This window comes from Bacillus sp. SRL337 (assembly GCF_984799155.1).
Genome location: NZ_OZ481793.1, coordinates 2,192,406 through 2,216,041 on the forward strand (window position 1 = coordinate 2,192,406; position 23,636 = coordinate 2,216,041).

Genomic DNA, 23,636 nt, shown 5'->3' on the forward strand with positions numbered 1-23,636 from the left:
CTGGCCATGCCTGATGAAAATCAATTTCATAAAAAACCTCCTGAATCTTGGTGTATACCCTCAGGCTAACGCATATGGAACGAAAAGAAATCCCCTTAGCCTTTATGCACACAAAAAAGGCATCTGAAAACTCCTAGATACCTTCGTGCATTCATTCAAATTAGAGAACGAGCAGCGGAATCCTGTCTTTGTACTTATCAATCAAGATTCGATTATGCTCTTCTGCCCCATCAACATTACCACTTTTGAAAATAGGAGGTTGAAAGCCATTTTGTTTCATCTCTTTCACTGCTTCAACCATGATCCCATTGGCAATGGCTGTGCCGATGACAGTGGAGCCTGTACCAAAGGAAGACTCAATTCCTTCAGCCTCCATAAGCGCGTCTCCAATGTCGATATGATTATCAATCACAAGATCAACAGAATTGAATAAATATTTTCCTGACCTATGTCGGGAAGCCTGGGTGTCTGAATAGCGAGGGGATGTGATTCCAATAATGAAAGCCCCCTTGGACATGGCCGTTTGCGCCACATCTATAGGGACAGGATTCCTGCCTGATGTCGAGACCACAATGACCACATCTTCCGGACGGATATCGACCTCCGACAAAATTTCCATACCAAGTTGTTCATCCTTTTCCAACTGGGAAGATCGGACTGCCCCCTTATGAAGCATTAAGTTTTCCACTAAAATCGGGTTTATCGGAACCAGTCCACCTGCACGGTAAAATAATTCCTCTCCCAGGATATGTGAATGTCCACAGCCGAACACATGAACAACCCCGTTGTTTTGAATAGATCGGGCAATTGCAGAGGCTGCTTTCTGGATAGTAACTGTTTCGTCTCTTTCTACCCGATCTAATAATAGTTTGAGTTTTTGGAAGTATGTTTTAAACAATTTACAGTCCCCTTCCTTTACCTGCTCATCTGAATCTTGAATTTATAGCGGTCAGCCCGATAAGAGGATTTTACGTATTCAACAGGAGTGCCATCTGCAAGAAATGTGTTTCGTTGAATGAGCATCACGGGAGCTCCCTCCTGCACGTATAAATACTCAGCCTCCATCTCGTCGGCAATTGATGATTCAATGACCTGGGAAGCATGGTCGATTTTTAAATTTAATGTCTCTTCTATATACGCATATAAAGATTGGTTGACGATCTGCTCTGTCAATCCCTTTATAAAGTTGGCTGCAATATAGTTCGTTTCCAAAGCCATTGGCATATCGTCTGCTAAGCGGATCCGCTGAATTTCATAAACCGGTCCATATTCTTGAATGCCAAGTTCGCGGGCAATATCCATTGTTGCCGGAATGATCTCGAAGCTGACCAATTGGCTGCCCGGTTTCATGCCTCTTGCCACCATATCTTCTGTGAAGCTCGTCAGTCCTTGCAGCCCCTGTTCAATCTTAGGTTTGCGATCGGCGACAAATGTCCCCCTGCCTTGGACCCGATGTAAGTATCCTTCATTAACCAGTTGTGTAAAAGCCTGCCTGACCGTCATCCTGCTGATTTTAAATTTTTCCGCATACTCTCTTTCCGCAGGAACAGCATCACCTGTTTTGAGCTCGCCTTTTTCAATAAGCTCTTTTATCAGTTCCCCGAGTTGATAATAGATCGGTATGGGTGAGTTCTTCCTAATCATTGTCTCGGTCCCCCTCCTTTGCTGCTGGTAGTTCCAGTCCCTTGGCCAGTTTTTCTAGTTTCGAACCTTAGTGGGAATGGCCGCTTCATCAGCGATAATTGTAACACATGGATGATGCTTCAATACGGAAGCAGGAAACCGTTCATCTGCCTCCCCTTCAAAAAGCTGTTTCAGGGCATCCTGTTTCTTTTCGCCAGAAGCTAAAAGCAGGATTTCTCTGCTTTTTAAGATAGTTGCGATTCCCATGGTAATGGCTTTGGTCGGTACTTCCGCCGGTGTATCAAAATATCTGGCATTCGCTTCTCTTGTGGAAGGTGTCAAGTCGACGACATGCGTCCCGGATTGAAACGAAGTGCCGGGTTCATTGAAACCGATATGCCCATTGCTGCCAATTCCGAGAACTTGAAGATCGATACCTCCGTGCTTATCAATCTCTTGGTCATAATCCCGGCATTCCTTCTCCAAATCTTCTGCATCACCTTGAGGGATATGAGTGTGAGAAGCAGCGATATCAATATGGTTAAACAAATGATCATCCATATAGTACCGGTAACTGTTCGGGTTATTACCTGACAGACCGACATACTCATCCAGATTAAACGTAGTAACCTGTTTATAAGAGGTGAAATTCTTCTTGTGGTCCTTAATCAAATATTGATAGGTGCCAACCGGTGTTCCTCCTGTTGCAAGACCGAGATTAACAGCGTTGGCGGTGCGGACTTTATCAATGATGAATTCCGCTGCCCTTCTGCTCATTTCCTGGTAGTCTTTTACTTCTATTAATTTCATTGGTCTATTCCTCCTTTTTAAATGCAAGACTTCCTCTGCAGAAAGTCATGGCTACATCCATTTCTTTGTTCAATATGACGATATCTGCATCTTTCCCTCTCGAAATACTGCCTTTCCGGTTGTACAGGTTCAATTGTTTTGCCGGATTGGCGGATGTCATTTGAATGGCATCCTGCAGCGAGCATCCTGTAAATTCGAGCATGTTCTTTAAAGCATTTCCCATTTTTAAAATGCTTCCTGCCAGGGTTCCATTCCCGAGGACCGCTTTTCCGTTTTTCACAGTGACATTCTGACCTCCTAAGTCATATTCCCCGTTTTTCAGGCATTTAGCACGCATGGAATCAGTAATCAGTATGACCCCTTCGCTTCCCTTCTGTTTGTAAGCCAGCTTGATGGCTTCCGGGCGAACATGGACACCGTCCACAATCAGTTCCGTTTTCAATTCATCATATAAAAAGGCTGCGCCTACTACACCTGGTTCACGATGGTGCAGGCCTTTCATTTGGTTGAATAAATGGGTAATGTGAGTCGCACCGGCTAGAACAGCCTCCCCTGCCTGCTCAAATGTTGCATCCGAATGACCAATCGAAGCAATGACACCGGTCTCTTTCAAATGCCGGACCAGCTCCTGGCCGCCCGGCTGCTCAGGAGCAAGGGTAACCAGCTTGATGGCACCATTAGAAATAGACTGCCACTTTTTGAACAATTTAACGTCTGGATCTGTAATATGTTCTGATGGCTGGGCACCTGCCCGTTCTGCATTAACGAATGGGCCCTCAAGATGGACTCCCAAAATTTCTGAGCTGCCGGAGTTCTGTTGATGTCCAATATAGTCTGCTGCATTCTTGAGTGCTTTTTCAATTTCGCTGCTGCTTTGAGTAATGGTCGTAGCGAGGAAACCTGTGGTCCCTTCACGTGGAAGCGTTTCAGCCATAGTGTCCAAGACCTCCGGGGTGGCATCCATTACATCTGCGCCGTTTACCCCGTGAATGTGTACATCAATGAAACCGGGCAGGGCTTTATATTCAGGAGAAAGTTCAACAACTTCCTCATTGCCCTCCTCAACTAGATCTTTTAGCTGGCCTATCTCAATAATTTCATGACCTTCTATTTTTAAATATCCATTGTTCACTATCCCATTTTCGGAATAGATTTGAAGGCCCTTAAGCAAAATAATAGTTGTATCATTTGGACTCATTGTTCATTCATCCTTTCAATGGGCAGTGTTTTTATTGAATAGTCCTTTCGATTTTATCATCACCAAAATATAGTTGTCTATACCAATTTTGTTTAATCTATTCTTTCAAAATACATTAAACTTGTCAAACACTCTTGTTTCATCGATTTTTAGTATTTTTTATCACTTTGTAGATTTTTTAGTTGGTATAGACAACTGTAACTTATGATGGTAAGATAAGCTTGTTTAGAAAAACGCTTTCAAAAAGGTAGAGTAAAAAGGAGAGGGTAATATGTTAGGTTTTTTACAACGTATTGGTAAGTCGCTGATGCTCCCGATCGCTGTTCTGCCGGCTGCAGGACTGCTCCTTCGATTCGGGCAACCTGACTTGCTGGATATTCCATTCATTGCGAATGCCGGGGATGCGATATTTGCCAATCTTGCACTTATATTTGCCATAGGGGTGGCAATGGGGTTTGCAAAAGATAACAATGGTGCCGCAGCGTTGTCAGGCGCCATCGGTTACCTGGTATTGACCAACGGTGCTGAAGCTTTGGATAAAACAATAAACATGGGAGTGCTTGGCGGGATCATCACTGGTATCATTGCCGGGTTGCTCTATAATCGATTCCATGATGTAAAGCTCCCTGAGTGGCTTGGATTTTTCAGCGGCAGGCGCTTTGTTCCAATCGTGACTTCGGTTGCAATGGTCATTGTTGCCGGGATTGCCGGATTCGTTTGGCCGCCGATACAGGCGGGGATAGACGGACTTGGCAACTGGATCATCGACATGGGTGCGATTGGTTCAGGGATTTTCGGGATTTTAAACCGCCTGTTGATTCCACTCGGACTTCACCATGTATTGAACAGCTTATTCTGGTTTGAATTTGGTGAATTTGCAGGGAAATCAGGAGATATCGCCCGTTTCTTTGCTGGAGACCCGACTGCCGGCGGATATATGACTGGATTCTTCCCTGTCATGATGTTTGGTCTGCCTGCAGCAGCTATTGCCATTATTGCGGCAGCAAAACCGGAAAAAAGAAAAGCGGTTTCCGGGATGTTCATTGGTCTAGCGCTCACTTCTTTCCTAACAGGAATCACGGAACCTATTGAATTTTCGTTCATGTTCGTGGCTCCATTGTTATATGGTGTACATGCGATTTTAACAGGTATTTCAATGTGGCTGACATCCCTGCTCGGCATCAGGGATGGGTTCACCTTCTCAGCCGGCGGTATCGATTATCTGTTGAACTTTAATATTGCTGAAAAGCCATTGCTGCTTTTATTAATCGGTGTCATTTATGCGGTTATTTACTTTGTGGTCTTCTATGGCCTGATCAAAGCATTCAATTTAAAGACTCCTGGCCGCGAGGAAGATACCGAAGAAACAGTCCCAGCAGCTTCACCTGATGCGGGAGCGGATAAGTACGAACAGATGGCAAACTTGTTTATTACCGATATAGGAGGCAAAGAGAACATTTCTGCAATCGATAATTGTGCCACCCGTCTTCGCCTGAATATAAGGGATATGACCAAAGTCCAGGATGCTTCATTGAAGAAACATGGTGCAAAAGGTGTCATGAAATTAAATAAAACCAACCTGCAAATCATTGTAGGGACAGAGGTCGAATTTGTTGCCGATGCGATGAAGAGGCTTGAAGGAAATGCTGCCAAGGAAAGAATTGCTTCTGAAACACCGACTTCAGTTTCGAATGAAGGAATGAAGCCCTTAACGGAAAATGACTTTGTCGTTCCTGTTGAAGGGAAAATCATACCGATCACAGAAGTGGAAGATGAAGTCTTCTCTCAAAGGATGATGGGTGACGGTTTCGCTATTGTCCCATCAAAAGGTTCGGTGGTTTCTCCGGTTGATGGTGAAATCATTAACGTCTTCCCTACCAAGCACGCTATCGGAATCAAATCCGTACAGGGATACGAAATCCTCATTCATGTCGGACTGGATACGGTCCAACTAAACGGTAAAGGATTCAACGTCCTGGTCGAGAATGGCCAAAAGGTTTCCAAAGGTCAGGAACTTCTCACATTTGACCTTGATTTGATTTCTAGTTCAGCATCATCTATTGTTACACCGGTCATCTTTACAGATTTACCAAAATTAAATGTGAAAAAGCATGATCAAGTAAAACAGGGAGAGAGCGGAATATTATCAATTGAATAGTACTCAAAAAAAGCAGTGTCATGTTGAATAGTAACGGTTTCTATTTTGGGAGGGAAAGTTACTTATAAACAGTAAAATAGCACTTAATTGACACAATAAATAGCAGAAGAAAGAGCATTGATTTCATCATCAATGCTCTTTTCTTTGTGCTATTAGAATAAAAGACCCATCAGAACGTCCTTTAACCTTATTATAATGTTCCTTCCCAAAGTAACCGGCTAAAAAGCTTTGGGCTTTCACAAAATCCACTTTTTCATGCCTCGGGATAACCGGAGGCCGGATGACAATTCCTTTTTTTGCAGCTGTTTCTTTCGCATCATTATGTAACTTTTTCGTTTCACCCAGACAGTCTGAATAGTAGGCTATGACATCTTCACGGTTCGAAAGAGATAACGCAAGGGAATATGAGCTAAGACCGAATTTCCCCATATTCAATACAATAGTAAATACATTTTATCCGTGAATAACGGCGGGGCTTCCAAATTAAGGTCATCCTCTGAATAACCAGTAGGAACAGGATGTCCTTCCTCTTTGAAAAAATGTGTAACCTTATCAATATGTGTCTCCGCATATGTCAATGCCTGTTCACAAATCATCGGACATCCTTATCATTACAACATGGTGTCATTCTGATATGAAATCCATAGATTCGACATTTCTGAAGAAGTCAGTTGAGTGTTATGATCCATCGTTAGTCTTTCCCTCCACACTCTTTTAGATAGTCATAGGTTTTACAAACTATCGTGTAAGTATGACGAGAATATGTAATTTAACGGTAATATTTATATTCGTGATCAGTTAATATGACATCATGACATTCAGCTAAAAGGTTCTCAAGCTCAGCAGGTGTATGGTTTCGGTTATACGCACACACTGAAACGAGCCCGTTTTGAGTTATAAAAGAATCAATTTGTCGTTCATATTCAGTGATGGTTTGGATGAATTCCTGCTGATCTCCCCATTCTATCATGCCCCATGTCCACAGAGGAACCCCGCTATCCAAGTGGGATTGGACGTTTTCTAGGAAATGGGAATAAATAATTTCTGGTTCGAAGGTTTTATGGGAATAGTAGAAATCATAGTTATTCGTAAAATGGACATTGCATAATTCTTCTTCACTTAAAATTTCTTCTAATTTGCGTAGGATATTCAATTGATTCCGGTCGTTTTCCACCAGCATAATTTGACTGCCCTCTTTCACACCAGCCTGAATAAAGGTGAGTGCATTTTGAAGATATGACTTCTCATCCTCAAAATGATAAAGGATATGGCCGTTTTTTCCTTTATGTTTCTCTAGTAATTGTAAGATTAAATCGCTCATATACTCATATCTCCCTGTTATGTAAGATGATTTGAATTATACCATTTCTTCATACCTGATTATAGAAATACAACTAAATGAATATTCCATGGGTCTTCTTAATTATGTCAATTCCCTCTTCTCTATTTTCACCGAATTAGGACCCGTCAATCTTTCCCGCCTGATAGACTCCAGAATGTGTGCTTCTTTCCCGAAATTGCAACCAGCGCGTCTTCGTCGCCAAGTAGTATTATCTGGCTGAAAAGATAGTTCTCCTCCCCATTGAATTCGTACCAATGATGCCATTTGTGGAACGAGTGTTCCTGGTTTTCAAAAAAACCGTTCTGCCAAGAGACTCTCCTCTCGGCAGAACGGTTTTTGTTAACAGAATGTATCCTTCGGTTTAGGGACAGAGAGCCCGAACATTGGTCTAAGATAAAGTGCAACAAATGTACCAGCCATTGCAAGGATCCCCCAGATTTAGCCATGAAGACTGAACGAAGCGATTCCTCCGAAGTAGGCACCGATGTTGCATCCGAAGGCAAGTCGTGCGCCATAACATTTTTCATGTCTGACTGGTTCTTGACTGATTTCCGCCATTATAAAAGGCTCTTTCCGTAAACTTTGTTGCTATTCAATATGAATGTCAACTACTATTTTGGTCCTTTACCGATAACCCCGTGTGAGCAGGAAAGAAAAGAGCTACTCTCCTTTATTCGGGGAAATCCATGGAATACAGTGGGGGATCCGGCTCTTAGGATTTTTCCGAAAGCAACAATTAATGCGAAAACAGCTTTATAAAAAGAAGTTCAGCCTATTGTCCGGGTATATTCTCCAAAACTGTCTCCTCAATATGTATTTTTGACAAAGCAAGGGCTTTGGTTTTCACTAAAATTGTTTTCCTACCTTCTTTTTTGAACAAGGTAGGTTTTGTCGATTTCCTGAATAGCAGCAGCACCTGCAAGTGCCATCGAAACCTCGAACTCATCCTGTATCTGCTGCAGCGCCTTTTTCACTCCCTCCTCCCCGCCGCAGGCCAATCCATACATGAATGGGCGTCCGACCAATACGGCTGAAGCACCCAATGCCAAGGCTTTAAAGATATCGCTTCCGCGGCGGATTCCGCTGTCTATCAAAACAGGAATTTCTCCTTGCACGACTTGACAAATATCTTCCAGTACATCCAGGGTGGCAACTCCATGGTCAAGCTGTCTGCCTCCGTGATTTGACACAATCAACCCATCTATCTTATATTCCAAAGCCAGCTTGGCGTCTTCCGGGTGAACGACACCTTTTAAAAGAATCGGAAGGTCGGTATATTGGCGTATTCTGTGAATCGCATCCCAAGTGACTGTTGGATTTTCGAAGAGTTCTTTCATTTTTTTTAGCGCGGCTTGTTTATCTTCCAGAATGGGTTTTTCTAAAAGGTTTTGAAACACAGGATCGCTAAAATAATTTCCGCTCCCGCTTCCTTCGCCAATCGGTGAATACCTGTTGATATGATCACGTTCCCGAAATCCCATTATCGGTGTGTCCACAGTAAGGACGATCGCAGAATAACCTGACGATTCAGCACGTTTGATCATACTTTCTGCAACCAATTCATTTCCTGAATAATAAAGCTGGAACCAACGCGGGGCATCCCCCATCCGGCCAGCTATCTCTTCCATGGAATAGGAAGAAACCGTGCTGGTTACAAAAGGAAGATTCATGGAGGCAGCTGCACGTGATGAAGCGAGTTCACCTTCTGGATGTGCGATGGTCTGGACACCAATTGGGGCAAATAGTACAGGTGAAGAAATTGTCTGGTCCAATAAAGTCACGGATGTATTGATTGTTGAAACGTCCCTCAGCACCCTGTGGGAGATTTGGTAATTTGAAAAGGCCTCTCTATTAGCATTTAATGTCGACTCTTCACCTGAACCCCTTGCTATGTAATCAAAAGCTTTCTTTTCGATAATGCCTTCCGCCTCATTTTCCCATTCGTTAATGCAAAGGTGGCGGTCCTCCCATTTCTTATTAACCATCTTCAACCCGTATCCCTCCAGTGCCTTTTTATACATTTATTATGGCATAGGGGCGCTTAGTTTTCAAACTTATCTGAATATAAAGATTTTAAAAAAGCCCAGATGAATAATCAACCTTTACGTTTAGAAATAACCTTAGTGAACATGCCGCTGCCCAAGGACAAAAATGTATATATCCACACCCAGATCCAGAAGGTTTCATTAAAAAATGCATAAGTCGCAAAGATTGCTGTTATAAAAATAATCAGTGGAGTAACAAATATATTCTTAACTAAATAAAAGCCAAGCACCCCGGTCAATAAAGATAGAACTGGAAAACCGATTAAAATCATAAAGATGATATCCATAAAACCCCTCCTTTAGTGTAATTTTACACAATCAGAGAATAAATGCCAATATCATCTTATTCCCTCTTTATCATCCAAGATATCCAGTGATGATCAATCGTTTCAGATTATAAAAGGAATCTTAAAGTTTTAGGATGCATTTCACCTCATGGATTTAGAGTGCCATATCTAGGATTAGATCGAAGGGACAACAACTGGTTTGTTGGATGTCTTGGTTTTTATGTATGGAGTTAAGACTTCTGCTTTGCAGGAGGGGATATAGCACCCGTTCCATCTCGTATTGAAAAGCAGAAGAATATTAAGCATAAACGGGTATCCTTGTATATATTAAGCCATCACTGATGTTTTAAAGTATGAAACAGCTACTCTCTAATGAAGAAAAGAGATAGAAGCGCCCATTCAGGTTGTGGAGCAATTCTCCATTAGTTTTATCCTTTTTTAAAAAATCGGTAGCCGATTCGAAGGTATAGTGAATCGGAATCGAGAGCTTTTCATCTTTTCTTATCCTTCTTCGCCGATTGGCTTGAAATGGCCATCCATCCGCCTACCCCCTACTAGTCGTTCTCTTATAATGGATGGGGGTTAACGTGCCAATCAGTGCCACTATACTGCTGACTACAAGAATTCCCGTGATACCCTTGAATGCAATTACAGATAAAAGACCGAAAACAACCAGGTCAAAAGCAGAGTCCAGCACGGAAATCAGGGATAACGTGGTAGCACGAATTTCTGATGGAATAAGATCATTTTTTAGTTGTGAATAAATCGGTCCTCTCATCGCCTGTCCAAGCCTTAACAGAAAAAAGGCACCGAGGACAACCCATAATGATTCTCCATAAACAGCTGATAGGAATAGGGCCAGCGCTGCAACTGCTCCTGTTACGTTCATTAAAAGCACCCTGCTGAAGCGGTTTGTAAGCCAACCGACAGATTGAGAGATGAAGAACGCGCCAACAGCTGCCAGGGCATAAAGAATTCCAATCATGACTACGGGTAATCCCGCTTCCGTAAAAATGGGTTGATTGAATGCTTCATAAACAGAATCAGCAGGAATGAAAACGAGCGTAAAATTGATGAAAAGCAGCAGCAAAGCAGGAGCTTTACGAATTGCCTTGATTCCAGAGGCCACCTGGGTAAAAGGATTCTCACGGTAATTCCCATATTGGCTGGGACTTCTAAGAAAGAAAATCAGCAGCAACTCAACAACGTGAAAAGCGGCGCCAATAATAATGAGAGTGACAAACTGTTCATCTTTCAAATCACTTGCAAAATAAGCTCCAAACAAAACAGCCATGATCATGGAGATAAATCCCGCCGATTGGATTTTTCCCATAGCCCGGTCCATCCCATGATGTTGATCGTCCTCTTTCAGAGATTCATAGACCAAAGCTTCATCTGCTCCTGAGAAAAAGGTGACAGAAAACCCATTCAATGCACTGAAAAGAAAAAACATCCAAGGTTCAACGGCAAAGATGAGAAAAATCAAACTTCCTATTTTAAGCATGACCCCGATGAAGAAAGAAACTTTAGGTCCGAACCGGTCTGCCACGACTCCGCCCGGGACTTCCCCCAGCAAAACCGCTCCGCTCCAGAATAACTGCAGCCAGAGAATATGAAGAGGTTCCAACCCTCTGCCTAAATAAAAGAGTGTCAATACAGGTGCGATAAAATTGATTGTACCAAAGAAGCTAATCCAAAACATAACATTGATATTGTGCTTAGAGATACTGGTAGTTTTCATAGTCATTCCTGCTTTTTTTAAAAGGTAATAGAATATAGTAAAATATCATTATACCATTATATAACAACCACCACTTCTACTCTCATGAAAATGATTTTTTAGCCAGAAAGGAATGGCAGGCCATGATTATACGGGAAACAAAAGATGCATTCATTATGATCAGACAGCATGACCACGCTTTTTTATCGGGTGAAATAGTACAACACTTTGCTAAAGGCTTAATAGGTTCAGCAGACTTCTTTGAGGATGCCATTTATGCAGCTTTTCAACATGATCGCGGCTGGATCGGTTTAGATGATACGCCGATATGGAATGACCGTACAATGGCCCCTTACTCCTTTTCTGATTTTCCTTTACGTCCAAAACTCGCTTTTTATACCATTGGCTTGAATGAAATTGAGGAGCGCAATCGATATGCCGCCCTCCTATGCAGTATGCATTTCTGTTCATTCTTCACACATTCCAAGGACGAACACTGTATTCAATTTGTGCAAGAGGAAGCCAAAAGACAAGCAACGATCAAAAAGGGAATCTCAGATTTAAATGAGCCTTTGTTAAATGAGCATTTTCGTTTGCTGCAGTTTGCTGATGATCTCTCCCTCTACCTTTGTTTAAATGAACCAGGCACTACTAAAGAAAAGGAGCATCCCTGGTTTAAGGAAGGGTTTAAGAATACAGAGATATTCCACAGTGGAAATAGCCGTCTAGAAGCCTTGTGGATCAGTGAAAGCAAGATAAGGGTAGAACCGTTTCCGTTCACTAAGAAGGTTGAGGTATTGCTGCAATATAAAAGACTTTTTAAGGAAGATATTCAATCGATGGGGATCTCGGAGGCATACAAAAAGGGCAGAATTGAACAGAGGAAGATTTTGATTGTACCGGCATGAGTTTTCAAGGAGAAGCAATTTTACTGCTTCTCCTTATTTTAGCTTCTTAATGGTTGTGTACAATAAAACCGCCACAAAGAAAAAAGTCATGCTGCCTATCATTACTCTTATGAAAGATACGCTGTATGCAGAGGTATCGGAACTGCTTTGCTCAGTTTTTAATACGGACCACCACTCTTCCCCTGAAGATAAATAAATAGAAAAGAACAACCAGCTTAAGAAGCAGAAAAACACGAGCAGGGAAGTGCCTATTTTTCCATTCAAATGACAACCTCCTTTTTGGCCAGGCATTTCATCGAAAAGGATTCTCGTTGGCCCAATCATACGTTTGGTGTCACACCATCTGAGCTGGGATTTCTTTGGCTGAATTCCTTTAATAATATTCAGTAAGGTTCATCTTTCATATGAACGATATCCTTTTGATATTGATGAACATCACTATTCTCCTTCACTCATACTGTTAAATCGTTTTCTGCTTGTATTTTAAGTGCATTTTGTATCAGCTTTTGCAGGACGGTTGTGAATACAGAAATGACAACCGAAGAGAAAATGATGATGAGTCCCATCAGGACAATTCCCGGATGCCCCGCGCTTTGTGAAATCAAGTAGATGATTCCTATCAAATACAGCAGCACAATCGTTAACGCGCAGTATTTGATGTACTTCAGTGCCCGTACAGATGCACCCGAGAAAGCTTTGTTCTTTTCAATAAAGGTTATGATGATGAATGCCTGGTAAAGAGCAAAGAAAAATGGGATGGCAGTCAGGTAGAGTCCGATTAACACCGGATAGTGTAAATGCGAAAACTCAGGGGCTGTTTCAGCAAAGTAGGCTGCCTGCCCTGGGAGCCAGAAAATACAAAGTGCAAGTACAATAAGACTGATCACGGTCAGGGATGCTTTTAACAGAAGGATAGTACTATGTTTCATCACTGTCACCTCATTTGGAATTGTTTGGTTTAATGATAAAACATTATTTATTGATAATCAATAAATTATTATTAATTTTCAACAGTTATGGAAAAGATCCCTTTTCAACCATGTACTTATCTTAAGGCTCTTTTCGTAAACTTTGTTGCTATTCAATAGTAAATTCAAATACTATTTTGGTCATTCACCGGATAACCCCCTGTAAGCAGGAACGAAAAGAGCTACTCTCCCTTTTTTAAGGGGAAATCCTGGAATACAGGGGAAAAATCCGGCTCTTGGGATTTTTCCGAAAGCAACAATTTATGGGAAAACAGCCTTTCTTAAAGATTGTTGCTGCTTAATGGCAATAGGAATTTTTAAAAAAGGCCATCATTCATCTGAAAGCCCTGGCTATGCAAGAAAAAAATGAGGTTTTCTGTTGAGGCAATATCTCAAGTAACCAGGAGGATTCGGCTCCTGAGAGTTTTCTGAAAGCGGCAATCTATGCGAAATCAGCCTTTTACAAATAAAAACGCACAAGCAATCCCTGCCGGTGCGTTATCTATCCAGATCATTATTTTACTTGTTTCCTTCTCATCCACTGCGTAGCAGCCCATTTATCACCAATGATCACAGGAGCTCCGCCATGCAGGGTCAAGTCATTCAATTCCTGGTTATCATAAAAATACTCAAAGTATACAGCCATCCCTTTTTGCGGCGAAACAGAGAAGTTTAACTTAGGGAAGTAGGTTTCTCCGCCAAGTTCTACATCATTCAAATACATCACCAATGTGCTGATACGGGGGTTATCCGCCTTTTTAAAGAAGTCAAAATGAGCTTTGTACTCCTGTCCGATTTTGTAGTTCAGCATTTGCAGGCCTTCTCCATGCTCGTAAGGGATATTCATGATTTGTGAAATCCGCTTTTCAACCCTTGTGACAATTTCGCTTTCACCCTCCTCTATAAACGTACTGCTGCTTGTGCGTAAATCGTTCTCATTCCGTGTGTTTCCAATTTTCGACCGCTTCATCTTATCCTTAGACAATCTTATCAACGCATCACATTCCTCATCGCTCAAAACATTTCCCAAGACGACGATGAGTGGTTCTTCTATTCTGGCAATAATATTAATCTCTCTATCTTGGGTTTTGATCTTATTCCCTACGTGATGAAAAATACTTTGTTCCTTAACAGCTGCTTCTTGATTTTCCATTGTCAACTTTCATCTACCTCTTGTCTGTTATTATTTCTGAATAATTTGAAAACTGTTGATAATCGAAGCTTCTTTTACAGGATATTGTGGAGGAACTCATTTTCCCTTTGTGTCCTGTTTGTTTGGTCTACAAAAATTTAAATTAATTTTACACTGTCCCTCATGGTTTGACCATCTTTTTTTTAGTGTATTTTAGTCTATTTTTTGTCGGATATTTTCAGCATGAAGGCATAAAATATAATTGTTCATAAGGAGGTGTGACGGATGCCGAATTTAAATGATCACAAGTTCCGCAAAATCCAGTCTGAAGCTGCTAAGCTAGGCAAGTATCAAGAAGAATATGCTGCAGAATTGGAAAACAATAAACTAAAGGCTCAAAAAGGAAATAATGAATTTGAGAAATGCAGGTGACAGCAGCCTGCATTTTTTTGCAGACTAAATTTAGTCATTTGATGATGTTCACCAATGGACGAGTATCCTTACATTTTCTGGCCGTTTTGCATTCCCGTCTTCGTATGCTGAGACAACATGTGCCTCTGAAGGAAAATGTTTTTCTGCTCCATCAGCACCATTCAAGCCTGCATCCCGCTTCTACTTCTAAAGTAAACGTAATGAAGAAGCCGGACATTATTTTCTTTTGATTTTTTTCATCAGAAGAAATACAGTTGATCCAAGCAGAATGACCGCTGCAGGAACAATCCAAAGCAGAGTCGCTGGTCCCTTCTTGTTCTTACCTTCCAAATCGACTATTTCTGCTGGAGGCTTTCCTTTTCCCAGTACTTGTAGGTCTTCATCAGCCTCACTTAACTCTGTGGTCCTGTCACAAATAATAGTCACAAGGTCCTCTTGGCTTCCATATATTTCAGATGGTTTAGCATAAATCAAGTAATCTTCACCTTCTTGAAATTCAATACCGCAGTCACCACCTCCGGACCCCGTCGTAATGATCATTTGAGACTTGGAAGCTCCTTTCCAATTCTGTTGTACTTCAAAGAGGATTTTTTGGGTATGATTGGCTCTGAAGCTCACATCCTCTTCTTCCATCCACTTTATAGCTTTACCTGAGAAAACAGCTTGCGAGCGCGCAAATTCCTCCTTGACTGAAGGTGGTTCGACACAGGAACATGCATTTGCAGCTGGTGGTACAGTCATAGTGAACAGAACTAGTGTGATGAACATTATCAGTATTTTGAGTGCTTTTTGCAAAAAGAGACCCCCCTTTATCTCATTAGACGAATACTTCTTACAGTAGTTGCAGTTCTGGTTGAATTTCCGAAGAAGAGTAGAAGGGTGTGTAACAAGCTTTTTGTTTGAAAAAGGCAGAAATAAATGCGGGTAAAGCGGTAACGATAGGAGGGTAGGGCTTTATGAATAATATGAGATCTCCTGATTAGGCACTGTTCTAACGGTTGTGTATCAGAAATTCAGGAAGGGTGCGTTTTGGCAGAAACAGACATTTTGATGGGTCAGAAACCAATTGAAGCCAAAAACGCACCCGGAGGATAGTTTCGCAACGTGATGTACACAGAGTGTTAGTCGGTAACCTGTCTGCTTTTCTCCTAAAGTGAGTAAATCTGCACTGCTCTAAGAGAAGTACCTGTCCATGTCACCTTACTAGGTTAAAAGAAGAAAAACAATCATAAACAATCTTGCGCACAGACTCCTGCTGATCGTTTTTCTTCTATTGAGCTTATCGCTTCCTAGCCTTGATTATCAAGGTGGTCGGAAACTTTCTTGCCTTATATAATGAATAGTATCGGTTGGAAACTTCCCCTTCCATCGATGCAAAGCTTTCTGATACTTCACTTTCAATAACCGATTCAATCATGAAACCCGCCATGATCAATTCATTGATATAGGTGCTCATCTTACGCTGTGGAATGTTCACTGGTGCATCTTCCCCCTTGAAGCTTGGATAATGGGTCATCCCTTCTTCCTGATAGGAACCGGTAAGACGGACTTCGCCATTTACGCTTTCTAAATGGGGATACAGAGGGTGGTCCCAGCTGAAAATAAAATACCCGCCCGGTTTTAAATAAGAATGAATCAATTGAAAGGTATCTGTCAGTCTGGATGTCCAGCCAATCGCATAAATCGAGTACACCACATCGAAATAGGAATGGGGGATACCGATATCCTCTTCCATAGGAGCACAAAATAATCTTGGAGCATACTGAGTTAACGTTGTTTCTGCCGTCTTGATTTGGCTCTCTGATAAATCAAGCCCCCATAATTCGCCGGCGCCCTTTCCTGCCATATACAGCATGGAATGTCCGCTTCCGCAGCCTATGTCCAAAACCTTTTTATCCGTCAGTTCCTCGAAAAGCCCCAGTTCCTCCTCTGTTTGTGCGAACGGTCCATAACTTGGAAGCGAGTCCTTCCCATTGAAATGGTGTGCCACCTTGTCCCAGCTGTCTTTGTTTTGTTCTAAAATATCCATTTTCATAGCAATCCTCCAGATTAAAATTGTTTGTTGAAGGCACTTTTCGTAGACTTTGTTGCTATTCAATATGACTGTCAAATCCTATTTTGGTCATTCACCGTATAAACCCCTGTATGCCGGAACGAAAATCGCTACTCTCCCTTTTTCGAGGGAAAATCGTTGAAATACAGGAGGAAAATCCGGCTCTTGGGGTTTTTCCGAAAGCAACAATTAATGCGAAAAAGCCTTGTTAAAACATTCCGTTCTCATTTAGGGATTCTACGGGTATAGGCTGTCCAATGTCCCACAACTCAACTATACGGCCCTGTTCAAACCGGAAGATATGGATGACTGTAGCACCTATGTCCTCAGGGTGCTGTTTAACATGTGAGTGGACTGCCACTCTTTGGCCATCTTCAATGGTTTGTTTCACCTCAAAGATTTTGTCAGGGTTTTGTTGTGCATTTTCATCCATTGCTGTCATTAATGACTTGGCATCCCCTTTAAAAAATGGATTGTGATGAATAAAGCCGCTATCTGTGTACATTTTAAATGCTTCACATGCCTTTCCGGATGCTGCCAATTGCAAGAACGATACTGCTGACTCTTTATTGCTCATATTCATTCTCCCGTCCTATTTGTATTTTCCCTGAGCCGGACACTATAAAATCTCATCCCTTTAGGAACTCCTTTTATTTCAAATACCCCATTGAGGACCAAATTCCGGACTCGGTATTCGACGAAACTGTCCCCTAAGTAGTCCTCCAGGTGACCAATGACTTCGCCGATCAACCTGGCCGATTTCATGAAACCTTTTCTCTTTTTTTGAATCCTTTGTGCCGTTTTGATGATGTAGTCATCGTAATACCCTTCTTCCACATCGAGGATCGAATTCCCTCCCCAGACTCTTAGAACTCCTTTTGACTCATCCAATATTTTCCATTCTTCTATGTATGTTTTCAGCCTCTCCAAGGAACAAGGCTTTACATCCTTTGCCTTTTTATAAAGCTTTTTCCAACCATCAATTGAAATTTCCCCTGTATGAAGCAGGTCGTAGGTATACTCTTCCGTATCAAATAAAGTTTTGTACAGTGAGGTAGTATTAATTATAAAGATTTCGTTATCCTTTTCTTTTAGTAAAAATAAAATAAATCGCAGCAAGCTCTGCTCATGGGCATTTTCTCCTGTCCAAACTGTAATCGGCATCTTTGGAGGAATGCATTCAATCTGGATAATAGCTTCCTTGAAATCATTGAAATAGACTTCTGAATACTCGTACTCAACATCCAGATTAATATGATTATGCAGCCATTCATATCGCTCTTTCTGGCCTGTCTCTTCATGCAAATCAGTAAGTGGTCCATAGGAAAAGATATCGGAAAACGAGATGACCTTTTCCTCCTTGTCGCATCTCATTTCTTCCATGGCCATTTTAAAACCTCCTGCGGCCGAAGGTCCCGAGAGAATATGGACAACCTTAAAATTCCTGGCTTCATTTTCAGATTGTTTTTGTTTATATTCAAGAAAGGACTTGTATGTTTTGTGTAAATTCTCAACAACCTGTTTCTCTGAATACCCCTCTGTATCTTCCTGCATGTTCAGGTGCAGCAAAATATGGATCAGAAGGGATTTTGCCTCTTCTTCCGTTGACTTCTGAACGAGCTTCTTAAGATTTTCTATCAATCTTCCAGCCTCCTTTTTACATAATTCTACCATAATGAATGAGATGGAGAGGAAAGAGCAGAATAATGAAGGGTGCCAAAGTACAGCCTGCCCCCAAGGTTCATGGCTAATACAAAACTTCTAACCTGGTGAAAGCGGCCAAATTACGGAGTTGGTGTCCGCTGAAAAATTTTTGCTATTAAACTTATTCGTTAAATGTTGTGTAATTCCCCTTTTTAGTGAAAAGATTTCTATAGGGTCAACACCTGCCCTGAGGAAAATGCATAACATGCCTATATAGGTTTAGATAACCGAGGTGATAAAATTGAAAAGTGACCCTGATTACACATCCCCGCAAACGCAGTTTACATTTGACTTGAACAACAGTCCTCTGTTTATAAAAGATAATAAAAATTATATAAACATACTGGGCATAAAACAGTTGAATACACTTGAAAATACCTCTCTGCTGGATATTTTCCTAAGCAAAGGAAATGTTGTGGAGCCGCACTATCATCAAAATGCGGCTGAACTGGTTTATTGCATCTCAGGCACAGCCACTGTTTCGATTCTGAATCCCTATACAAAACAGGTGCTGAATTACACTATCACTCCAGGTCAAGTGGCAAATGTACCGCAAGGATGGTGGCACTATGAGCTCTCTTTAGTGGATCATACCCATCTTCTGGCTATTTTCAATGCACAGACACCGGAAGTGATTTTAGGTTCCGACATTTTAAAATTCACCCCTCCCAATATCATGTCGCACACCTATTGCCTTGATGAAGCACAGTGGAAACAGGCCGTTGCTCCTGTAAAGCCCTCGACCTATATAGGGCCATATAAGGAATGCGAAAGAAACATCGGGCAATTCCGCCCATATCCTCCTGCTCCTCTCTACCAGCACTGGTATTATTAAGGAATAAAAAAATCCCTGTTTTTAAGCAAGGGCACTGAAAAGTCCAAGGAAAATAAAAAAGGCAGAATCGTTCAATTTAATGAGCGATTCTGCCTTTTTCATGTGAGATTTTATGAAAACGTGTTGATTGCAGTGGAACGTGTACGATTCCGCATGAGGTTGCCCACCTGCCACTGCAATCAATAACCCGGATAAGTGGGTGGTTCCAATGATCCGTTCCCATAAAGTCCGACCAACATTCTTGCCCAGGAGAAGTTTCAGGAAAGTGAGTACTTTAAGGAAAAATCAAAAGAACTATATAAAATCGAAGCAAAAAATATCGAGTTAAACCACAGACACGGGGATAATGTGGCAGAATCCTCGAATCTAATTGGCATGGAATTACAAAGTGCCATGGCAATATTCGCAGTAAATATGAAAAGGATTCTAAAACTAATGGGATAAAAGAGCAAACATGTACGACGCTTTCGAAGAAAAAAGCCGGCTCTCTTTCCTTTTTTCAGGAAGAAGAGTCGGCTTTTTCATATTAATTATAAATGTGGTTTAAATATCAGAAGATTTTCAGTGCCCTGTTTTTAAGCTGACAGCCCTTTTTTCTATTCTTTTAGAAGTATGTGATCATCATCATGATAAAACTGACAACTGTGAATAAGGCGGCTCCATAAAAGACAAAACCGACATTTGCTTTTAAGTCATTGTCTTTTTGGATCTTCCAGCCTGCTGTACTGGCATCCAAAGTAGCAGCCTTCGACAAAGCACCACCGCTGCTGTTAAAGAAAAATAACACGACTGAAACAGCCAGCCCAATGAAGAAACTCCATTCCATATAAGAAAAAGATAAGACCTTACTTGCCGCCCAAACCAATAACGCGAACACACCTGCTGATAGTAATGTACCAATAATTTTCTTCTTCATCTGCATCTCTCCCAGAGTTAGTATGTAGGCCAACGATTATTCCCCTTTTTCGGAGGTTCCCCTGTCGTACCCGGATTTTCCCCAGTAATAAAGGAATAATGCTGATGACAGAAAACTTAATAGGATATAAAGGAATGCCACCATAACACCTCCTCTTTCATCATGGTATGTTTCTTATCTCTATATACGGAGAGATAAAGCGGAAGTTTCAAAAATTTTGTTTTTTTCAAATCAATGCGGAAATAGTCATCGTTTAGTTCATGTAAGCTGCAACAAGTGCAAAGCATCTCTCTCTTGTTAGAGAGGCTTGAGTGGCGATATATTCAAGTGATTCCATTGTACCGCCTTCATATTTTAGCGACGCCTCTTTTGCTTGGGCATCCCGCTGTTTAATCCAGTTCCGTTGTTCTTCTCTTAATTGATCCATCTCTTTTTCTGGCAGCTGTTCAGTAAGAACACCATAAATCTCATTCAGCTTTACATCCCACTTATTTAACCTTACTGATTCCTCTTCTTCCATTTCTGGAGTGGTCGTGGCATCTGAATTCTGTTGGGATGCTTCTATTTCTTTCTTTAACGCATTCAGGTCATTGAGGTATTTTTCTTTCATCCCATCTTTTGTCCCGCTCCCTGAGTCTTCCTGTTCATTGTTTTCTTCAGGTGCTTGATCCTGGTTATCTTGAATGTCATTGGATGATGCGGAATCTTCACTTGAGTTGTTTTCTGTCGTTTTTTCAGGAGTTTCATCCGTTTCGTTCAAAGACTGATCATTGGTGTTTGCGTTTGAAGATGAATTTTGACAAGCACCCATAATAAGTGCAGAAAGTGTTAGTGTCATAAACCATCTGTGTCCAAGTTTCATTTTTATACTCTCCTTCTTTAACGAAATATTCCAACAACACGGACCATCCTAACACACCCTGGAAAAAAATACCATGTAATGCAAAAAAGCCCTTTCATTAAGAAAGGACTGGTGAGACACTATTTATTTTCCATCCACAATTTCCTTAAAGATTTCATAGGAGCGCTTCTGTTTGTCGATGTCATATATATAAGAGACGGCCATGATTTCATCGACATTGTACTTCTCCTGGAAACTGGTCAATTGCTGTTTGACTGTATCTTTGCTGCCCATCAACGATACACTTGTCATGGATTCAGCCATTTGTTTTTCAGGGAGGCTCCAAATTTCATCCATATCGTCCACGGGCGGGCTCATTGGTTGTTGGGTCCCTCTCACAACATTCAAGAAGAATTGCTGCATGGTCGTTGATTCACGTTTTGCCTCTTCATCTGTTTCGGCCGCAATGACATTCAAGCAGATGATTGCATACGGTTTATCCAAATACTTTGATGGCTGGAAACGGCTGCGGTAAATGGAAAGTGCATCCTCCATATGCTTTGGTGCAAAATGGGAGGCAAATGCATACGGCAAGCCAAGTTTGGCTGCTAGGTACGCAGAATCCGTCGACGAGCCAAGGATATAAATTGGAATGTTGGTATCCACTCCGGGATGCGCTTTAACATACCCCTGCTCTTCCTTGGGTCCGAAGTAGGTCAGCAGCTGCTGCACATCATCAGGAAATGTGTAGACGTTTTCCTGAGTGGACGTCCTTCTTAACGCACTTGCAGTCATCATGTCTGTCCCTGGTGCACGTCCCAGCCCCAAATCGACACGGCCGGGATAAATCGTTGCCATCGTACCGAATTGTTCTGCCACTACTAACGGTGAATGGTTCGGCAGCATCACTCCGCCGGATCCGACACGGATTTTCTCCGTGTTTTCCAAGGTATGTTTGATCAAAATCGACGTCGCGGAGCTTACAAGAGTCGAAGTATTATGATGTTCCGCGATCCAATAGCGTGTGTAACCCATATCTTCAGCTGCCTGAGCAAGGTCCACCATCGCATCAATCGCGTCTTTTGACTCCTGGCCTTCGCGGATTGGCGCCAAATTCAAGACGGAAACAGGAATGTTAGTTTTAGTCATTTATCTACAGATCCTTTCTTTCACAATTTACTGTACTCATAAAGAATGTTGCTATCAATATACCCTGATCTCATTTCTGCATTCAGTACGTAAATGTATATACAGAAGTTACAGTTTGGATTTAAAAAAAGCTTAAACATTATCTAAGCTTTTTTACGTTAAAGACGATACTGTAATATTATTATGTACAGTTTCAGAAGTCAATTAATAAGGCTGTTTTTGTATTGCTGCTTTTGGGGAAATCCTAAGAGCAGGATTTTCCCCTGGCTGCCAAGGGTCTTTCTCACTCAACAGAGAGCTAAAGTGAAATCGTCTACTCTTGGCTGACAAGCCGTTTAATGATTTTCGCAGGATTTCCTCCGACAACCACATTATCCGGAACATCCTTCGTCACAACAGCACCTGAAGCAATCACGACATTGTCCCCTATGCTTACACCGGGATTTATGACGGAGGTTCCCCCGATCCAAACATTATCCCCAAATGTGACAGGCTTCGCATACTCTCTTCCCGAATTCCGTTCGCCGGGTTCCAATGGATGGGTCGCTGTATAGATGTGTACCCCTGGCCCCAGCATACAGTGATCTCCGAACCGGACTTCACAAACATCGAGGATGGTACAGTCAAAGTTGGCAAAAAAGTTGTTGCCGACATGTGTATTGTACCCGTAGTCAAACCGGATATTTGGTTCCATATAGACTGCTTCCCCAGTAGAACCAAGGAGTTCCTTTAAAAGGCTTACCCTCTTTTCACCTTCTGTTTCAGTCGTTTCATTAAAGATTCTTACTAATCTTCTCGCTTCTTCCCGTTCTTTCAACAGAACCGGATCAGCTGGATCGTACATCTTCCCGGCTAACATTAGTTCTTTTTCTGATTTCATCCAAACCACTCCCTGGTATGTATATAACTGAATCATATCAAAAAAGATGGCTGTTTTCTCATATATTATTGTTTTCTCTTTCGGAATTATTATCAAATCGCAACAAAGTTTACGAAAATACTCAAAAGGAATGAAATGCAATAATGGATGAACCACAAAAAAAGGGTTTGATATCCATTATACGGACTCAAACCCGGATGCTTATTTAAAGAATACTTTGTCTACGTTATACTTCGCCTGCAAAGTATTAATAAGATATGTTTCATAAATTTCCCGTTCCATGGCATCCTCTACATAGATGACATCAATACGATAGACTTCTTCCCTGTAAGGCTTAAGAGGGGAAACATTGTCTTCCAGGTGCTTCTTCACACGCTGCCTTAATTTTCTCGCTTTACCGACAAACAGCAGGTCATCATTGATGTTGTAAAACAAAATCATGCCGCCCTTGTCCCGTGGAATTTGATGAAGATCGATAAAGCCTTCGACCGATTTAATCACAGGTTCATTGGAATTAGCTGGTTGCTCACGTTCTGTTATTGATACATCTACTTTTGGGATCTCAATTGTTATCATAAATTCACGTCCTTTTTCTTTAAATATAAATGGTAACACAGATACCTGAAGAAAGCTAT

26 protein-coding genes and 2 pseudogenes are annotated in these 23,636 nt (G+C 41.5%); 5 read left to right on the plus strand and 23 right to left on the minus strand.

Going from position 1 to position 23,636, the window contains the following annotated elements; translation table 11 throughout:
- Window positions 1-160: 160 nt before the first annotated feature.
- From AC4E8A_RS10950 to nagA, 4 genes are read right to left on the minus strand one after another with little or no spacing between them, the layout of a single operon-like run.
- A complete protein-coding gene (locus tag AC4E8A_RS10950; protein WP_490198527.1) occupies window positions 161-898 on the minus strand; it encodes an SIS domain-containing protein in 738 nt (245 codons plus the stop codon).
- Window positions 899-915: 17 nt separating this feature from the next.
- The gene (locus AC4E8A_RS10955; RefSeq protein ID WP_490198529.1) at window positions 916-1,644 is read right to left on the minus strand and encodes a GntR family transcriptional regulator; all 729 of its coding nucleotides are present in this window, start codon (window positions 1,642-1,644) and stop codon (window positions 916-918) included.
- A gap of 54 nt (window positions 1,645-1,698) precedes the next feature.
- The gene (gene nagB / locus AC4E8A_RS10960; protein ID WP_490198530.1) at window positions 1,699-2,433 is read right to left on the minus strand and encodes a glucosamine-6-phosphate deaminase; all 735 of its coding nucleotides are present in this window, start codon (window positions 2,431-2,433) and stop codon (window positions 1,699-1,701) included.
- 4 nt (window positions 2,434-2,437) lie between these two features.
- Window positions 2,438-3,631 (minus strand): N-acetylglucosamine-6-phosphate deacetylase, encoded by a 1,194-nt coding sequence (gene nagA / locus AC4E8A_RS10965; RefSeq protein WP_490198531.1) that lies wholly within the window; start codon window positions 3,629-3,631, stop codon window positions 2,438-2,440.
- A 271-nt stretch (window positions 3,632-3,902) separates the two neighbouring features.
- Between nagA and nagE the strand changes: the two genes are divergently transcribed.
- Window positions 3,903-5,789 (plus strand): N-acetylglucosamine-specific PTS transporter subunit IIBC, encoded by a 1,887-nt coding sequence (gene nagE, locus AC4E8A_RS10970; RefSeq protein WP_490198533.1) that lies wholly within the window; start codon window positions 3,903-3,905, stop codon window positions 5,787-5,789.
- Window positions 5,790-5,918: 129 nt separating this feature from the next.
- Here the strand turns inward: nagE and AC4E8A_RS10975 are convergent, their stop codons facing one another.
- The 7 genes and pseudogenes from AC4E8A_RS10975 to AC4E8A_RS11005 form a co-directional block, all read right to left on the minus strand.
- Window positions 5,919-6,218, minus strand: a complete 300-nt coding sequence (locus AC4E8A_RS10975; protein ID WP_490198535.1) for a DUF3231 family protein — start codon at window positions 6,216-6,218, stop codon at window positions 5,919-5,921.
- A gap of 2 nt (window positions 6,219-6,220) precedes the next feature.
- Window positions 6,221-6,385, minus strand: a complete 165-nt coding sequence (locus tag AC4E8A_RS10980; protein WP_490198537.1) for a DUF3231 family protein — start codon at window positions 6,383-6,385, stop codon at window positions 6,221-6,223.
- A gap of 173 nt (window positions 6,386-6,558) precedes the next feature.
- Window positions 6,559-7,110 carry an MEDS domain-containing protein gene (locus tag AC4E8A_RS10985; RefSeq protein WP_490198539.1) on the minus strand — a complete coding sequence of 184 codons (552 nt, stop codon included), beginning with the start codon at window positions 7,108-7,110 and terminating at the stop codon, window positions 6,559-6,561.
- Window positions 7,111-7,470: 360 nt separating this feature from the next.
- A pseudogene (locus AC4E8A_RS10990) lies at window positions 7,471-7,647 on the minus strand (YeeE/YedE thiosulfate transporter family protein); the annotation flags it as partial.
- Window positions 7,648-7,991: 344 nt separating this feature from the next.
- Window positions 7,992-9,116: an alpha-hydroxy acid oxidase gene (locus AC4E8A_RS10995; protein ID WP_490198848.1), complete on the minus strand. Its 1,125-nt coding sequence runs from the start codon at window positions 9,114-9,116 to the stop codon at window positions 7,992-7,994.
- A gap of 110 nt (window positions 9,117-9,226) precedes the next feature.
- Window positions 9,227-9,463 carry a DUF2651 family protein gene (locus AC4E8A_RS11000; protein WP_490198540.1) on the minus strand — a complete coding sequence of 79 codons (237 nt, stop codon included), beginning with the start codon at window positions 9,461-9,463 and terminating at the stop codon, window positions 9,227-9,229.
- Between the two features lie 544 nt (window positions 9,464-10,007).
- The gene (locus AC4E8A_RS11005; RefSeq protein ID WP_490198541.1) at window positions 10,008-11,204 is read right to left on the minus strand and encodes an MFS transporter; all 1,197 of its coding nucleotides are present in this window, start codon (window positions 11,202-11,204) and stop codon (window positions 10,008-10,010) included.
- Window positions 11,205-11,326: 122 nt separating this feature from the next.
- Between AC4E8A_RS11005 and AC4E8A_RS11010 the strand changes: the two genes are divergently transcribed.
- A complete protein-coding gene (locus tag AC4E8A_RS11010) occupies window positions 11,327-12,091 on the plus strand; it encodes a DUF3891 family protein (RefSeq protein WP_490198542.1) in 765 nt (254 codons plus the stop codon).
- 33 nt (window positions 12,092-12,124) lie between these two features.
- On the opposite strand, the gene AC4E8A_RS11015 is transcribed toward AC4E8A_RS11010, so the two are convergent.
- From AC4E8A_RS11015 to AC4E8A_RS11025, 3 genes are all read right to left on the minus strand, one after another.
- On the minus strand, window positions 12,125-12,355 hold the full coding sequence (locus tag AC4E8A_RS11015; RefSeq protein ID WP_490198543.1) for a hypothetical protein: 231 nt from the start codon (window positions 12,353-12,355) through the stop codon (window positions 12,125-12,127).
- Between the two features lie 188 nt (window positions 12,356-12,543).
- A complete protein-coding gene (locus AC4E8A_RS11020; RefSeq protein WP_490198545.1) occupies window positions 12,544-13,020 on the minus strand; it encodes a DUF2975 domain-containing protein in 477 nt (158 codons plus the stop codon).
- A gap of 553 nt (window positions 13,021-13,573) precedes the next feature.
- Entirely contained in the window at window positions 13,574-14,212 is a 639-nt protein-coding gene (locus AC4E8A_RS11025) for a 2OG-Fe(II) oxygenase (RefSeq protein WP_490198850.1), read from the minus strand.
- A gap of 264 nt (window positions 14,213-14,476) precedes the next feature.
- Between AC4E8A_RS11025 and AC4E8A_RS11030 the strand changes: the two genes are divergently transcribed.
- Window positions 14,477-14,623 carry a hypothetical protein gene (locus tag AC4E8A_RS11030; protein WP_490198546.1) on the plus strand — a complete coding sequence of 49 codons (147 nt, stop codon included), beginning with the start codon at window positions 14,477-14,479 and terminating at the stop codon, window positions 14,621-14,623.
- Window positions 14,624-14,839: 216 nt separating this feature from the next.
- Here the strand turns inward: AC4E8A_RS11030 and AC4E8A_RS11035 are convergent, their stop codons facing one another.
- The 4 genes from AC4E8A_RS11035 to AC4E8A_RS11050 form a co-directional block, all read right to left on the minus strand.
- Window positions 14,840-15,418, minus strand: coding sequence for a hypothetical protein (locus tag AC4E8A_RS11035; protein WP_490198547.1), 579 nt, complete (start codon window positions 15,416-15,418; stop codon window positions 14,840-14,842).
- Window positions 15,419-15,902: 484 nt separating this feature from the next.
- Window positions 15,903-16,658, minus strand: a complete 756-nt coding sequence (locus AC4E8A_RS11040) for a class I SAM-dependent methyltransferase (protein ID WP_490198548.1) — start codon at window positions 16,656-16,658, stop codon at window positions 15,903-15,905.
- A gap of 226 nt (window positions 16,659-16,884) precedes the next feature.
- Entirely contained in the window at window positions 16,885-17,259 is a 375-nt protein-coding gene (locus tag AC4E8A_RS11045) for a nuclear transport factor 2 family protein (RefSeq protein ID WP_490198549.1), read from the minus strand.
- A complete protein-coding gene (locus AC4E8A_RS11050; protein WP_490198550.1) occupies window positions 17,256-18,317 on the minus strand; it encodes a DUF1835 domain-containing protein in 1,062 nt (353 codons plus the stop codon). Before AC4E8A_RS11050 ends, AC4E8A_RS11045 begins: the two co-directional genes overlap by 4 nt.
- 304 nt (window positions 18,318-18,621) lie before the next feature.
- On the opposite strand from AC4E8A_RS11050, the gene AC4E8A_RS11055 reads away from it, so the two are divergent.
- Window positions 18,622-19,215 carry a cupin domain-containing protein gene (locus AC4E8A_RS11055; RefSeq protein ID WP_490198551.1) on the plus strand — a complete coding sequence of 198 codons (594 nt, stop codon included), beginning with the start codon at window positions 18,622-18,624 and terminating at the stop codon, window positions 19,213-19,215.
- A gap of 212 nt (window positions 19,216-19,427) precedes the next feature.
- Window positions 19,428-19,659 (plus strand): annotated as a pseudogene (locus AC4E8A_RS11060) (IS5/IS1182 family transposase); the annotation flags it as partial.
- A 160-nt stretch (window positions 19,660-19,819) separates the two neighbouring features.
- Here AC4E8A_RS11060 and AC4E8A_RS11065 read toward each other — a convergent pair.
- The 5 genes from AC4E8A_RS11065 to AC4E8A_RS11085 all read right to left on the minus strand — a co-directional run bounded on the left by AC4E8A_RS11065 (window position 19,820) and on the right by AC4E8A_RS11085 (window position 23,577).
- The gene (locus AC4E8A_RS11065; RefSeq protein ID WP_490198552.1) at window positions 19,820-20,131 is read right to left on the minus strand and encodes a hypothetical protein; all 312 of its coding nucleotides are present in this window, start codon (window positions 20,129-20,131) and stop codon (window positions 19,820-19,822) included.
- A gap of 253 nt (window positions 20,132-20,384) precedes the next feature.
- A complete protein-coding gene (locus AC4E8A_RS11070) occupies window positions 20,385-20,993 on the minus strand; it encodes a lysozyme inhibitor LprI family protein (protein ID WP_490198553.1) in 609 nt (202 codons plus the stop codon).
- A 123-nt stretch (window positions 20,994-21,116) separates the two neighbouring features.
- Window positions 21,117-22,121 (minus strand): LLM class flavin-dependent oxidoreductase, encoded by a 1,005-nt coding sequence (locus AC4E8A_RS11075; RefSeq protein ID WP_490198554.1) that lies wholly within the window; start codon window positions 22,119-22,121, stop codon window positions 21,117-21,119.
- 313 nt (window positions 22,122-22,434) lie between these two features.
- Window positions 22,435-23,001 carry a sugar O-acetyltransferase gene (locus AC4E8A_RS11080; protein WP_490198555.1) on the minus strand — a complete coding sequence of 189 codons (567 nt, stop codon included), beginning with the start codon at window positions 22,999-23,001 and terminating at the stop codon, window positions 22,435-22,437.
- Between the two features lie 201 nt (window positions 23,002-23,202).
- Window positions 23,203-23,577, minus strand: coding sequence for a nucleotide excision repair endonuclease (locus AC4E8A_RS11085; RefSeq protein ID WP_490198556.1), 375 nt, complete (start codon window positions 23,575-23,577; stop codon window positions 23,203-23,205).
- Window positions 23,578-23,636 lie beyond the last annotated feature (59 nt).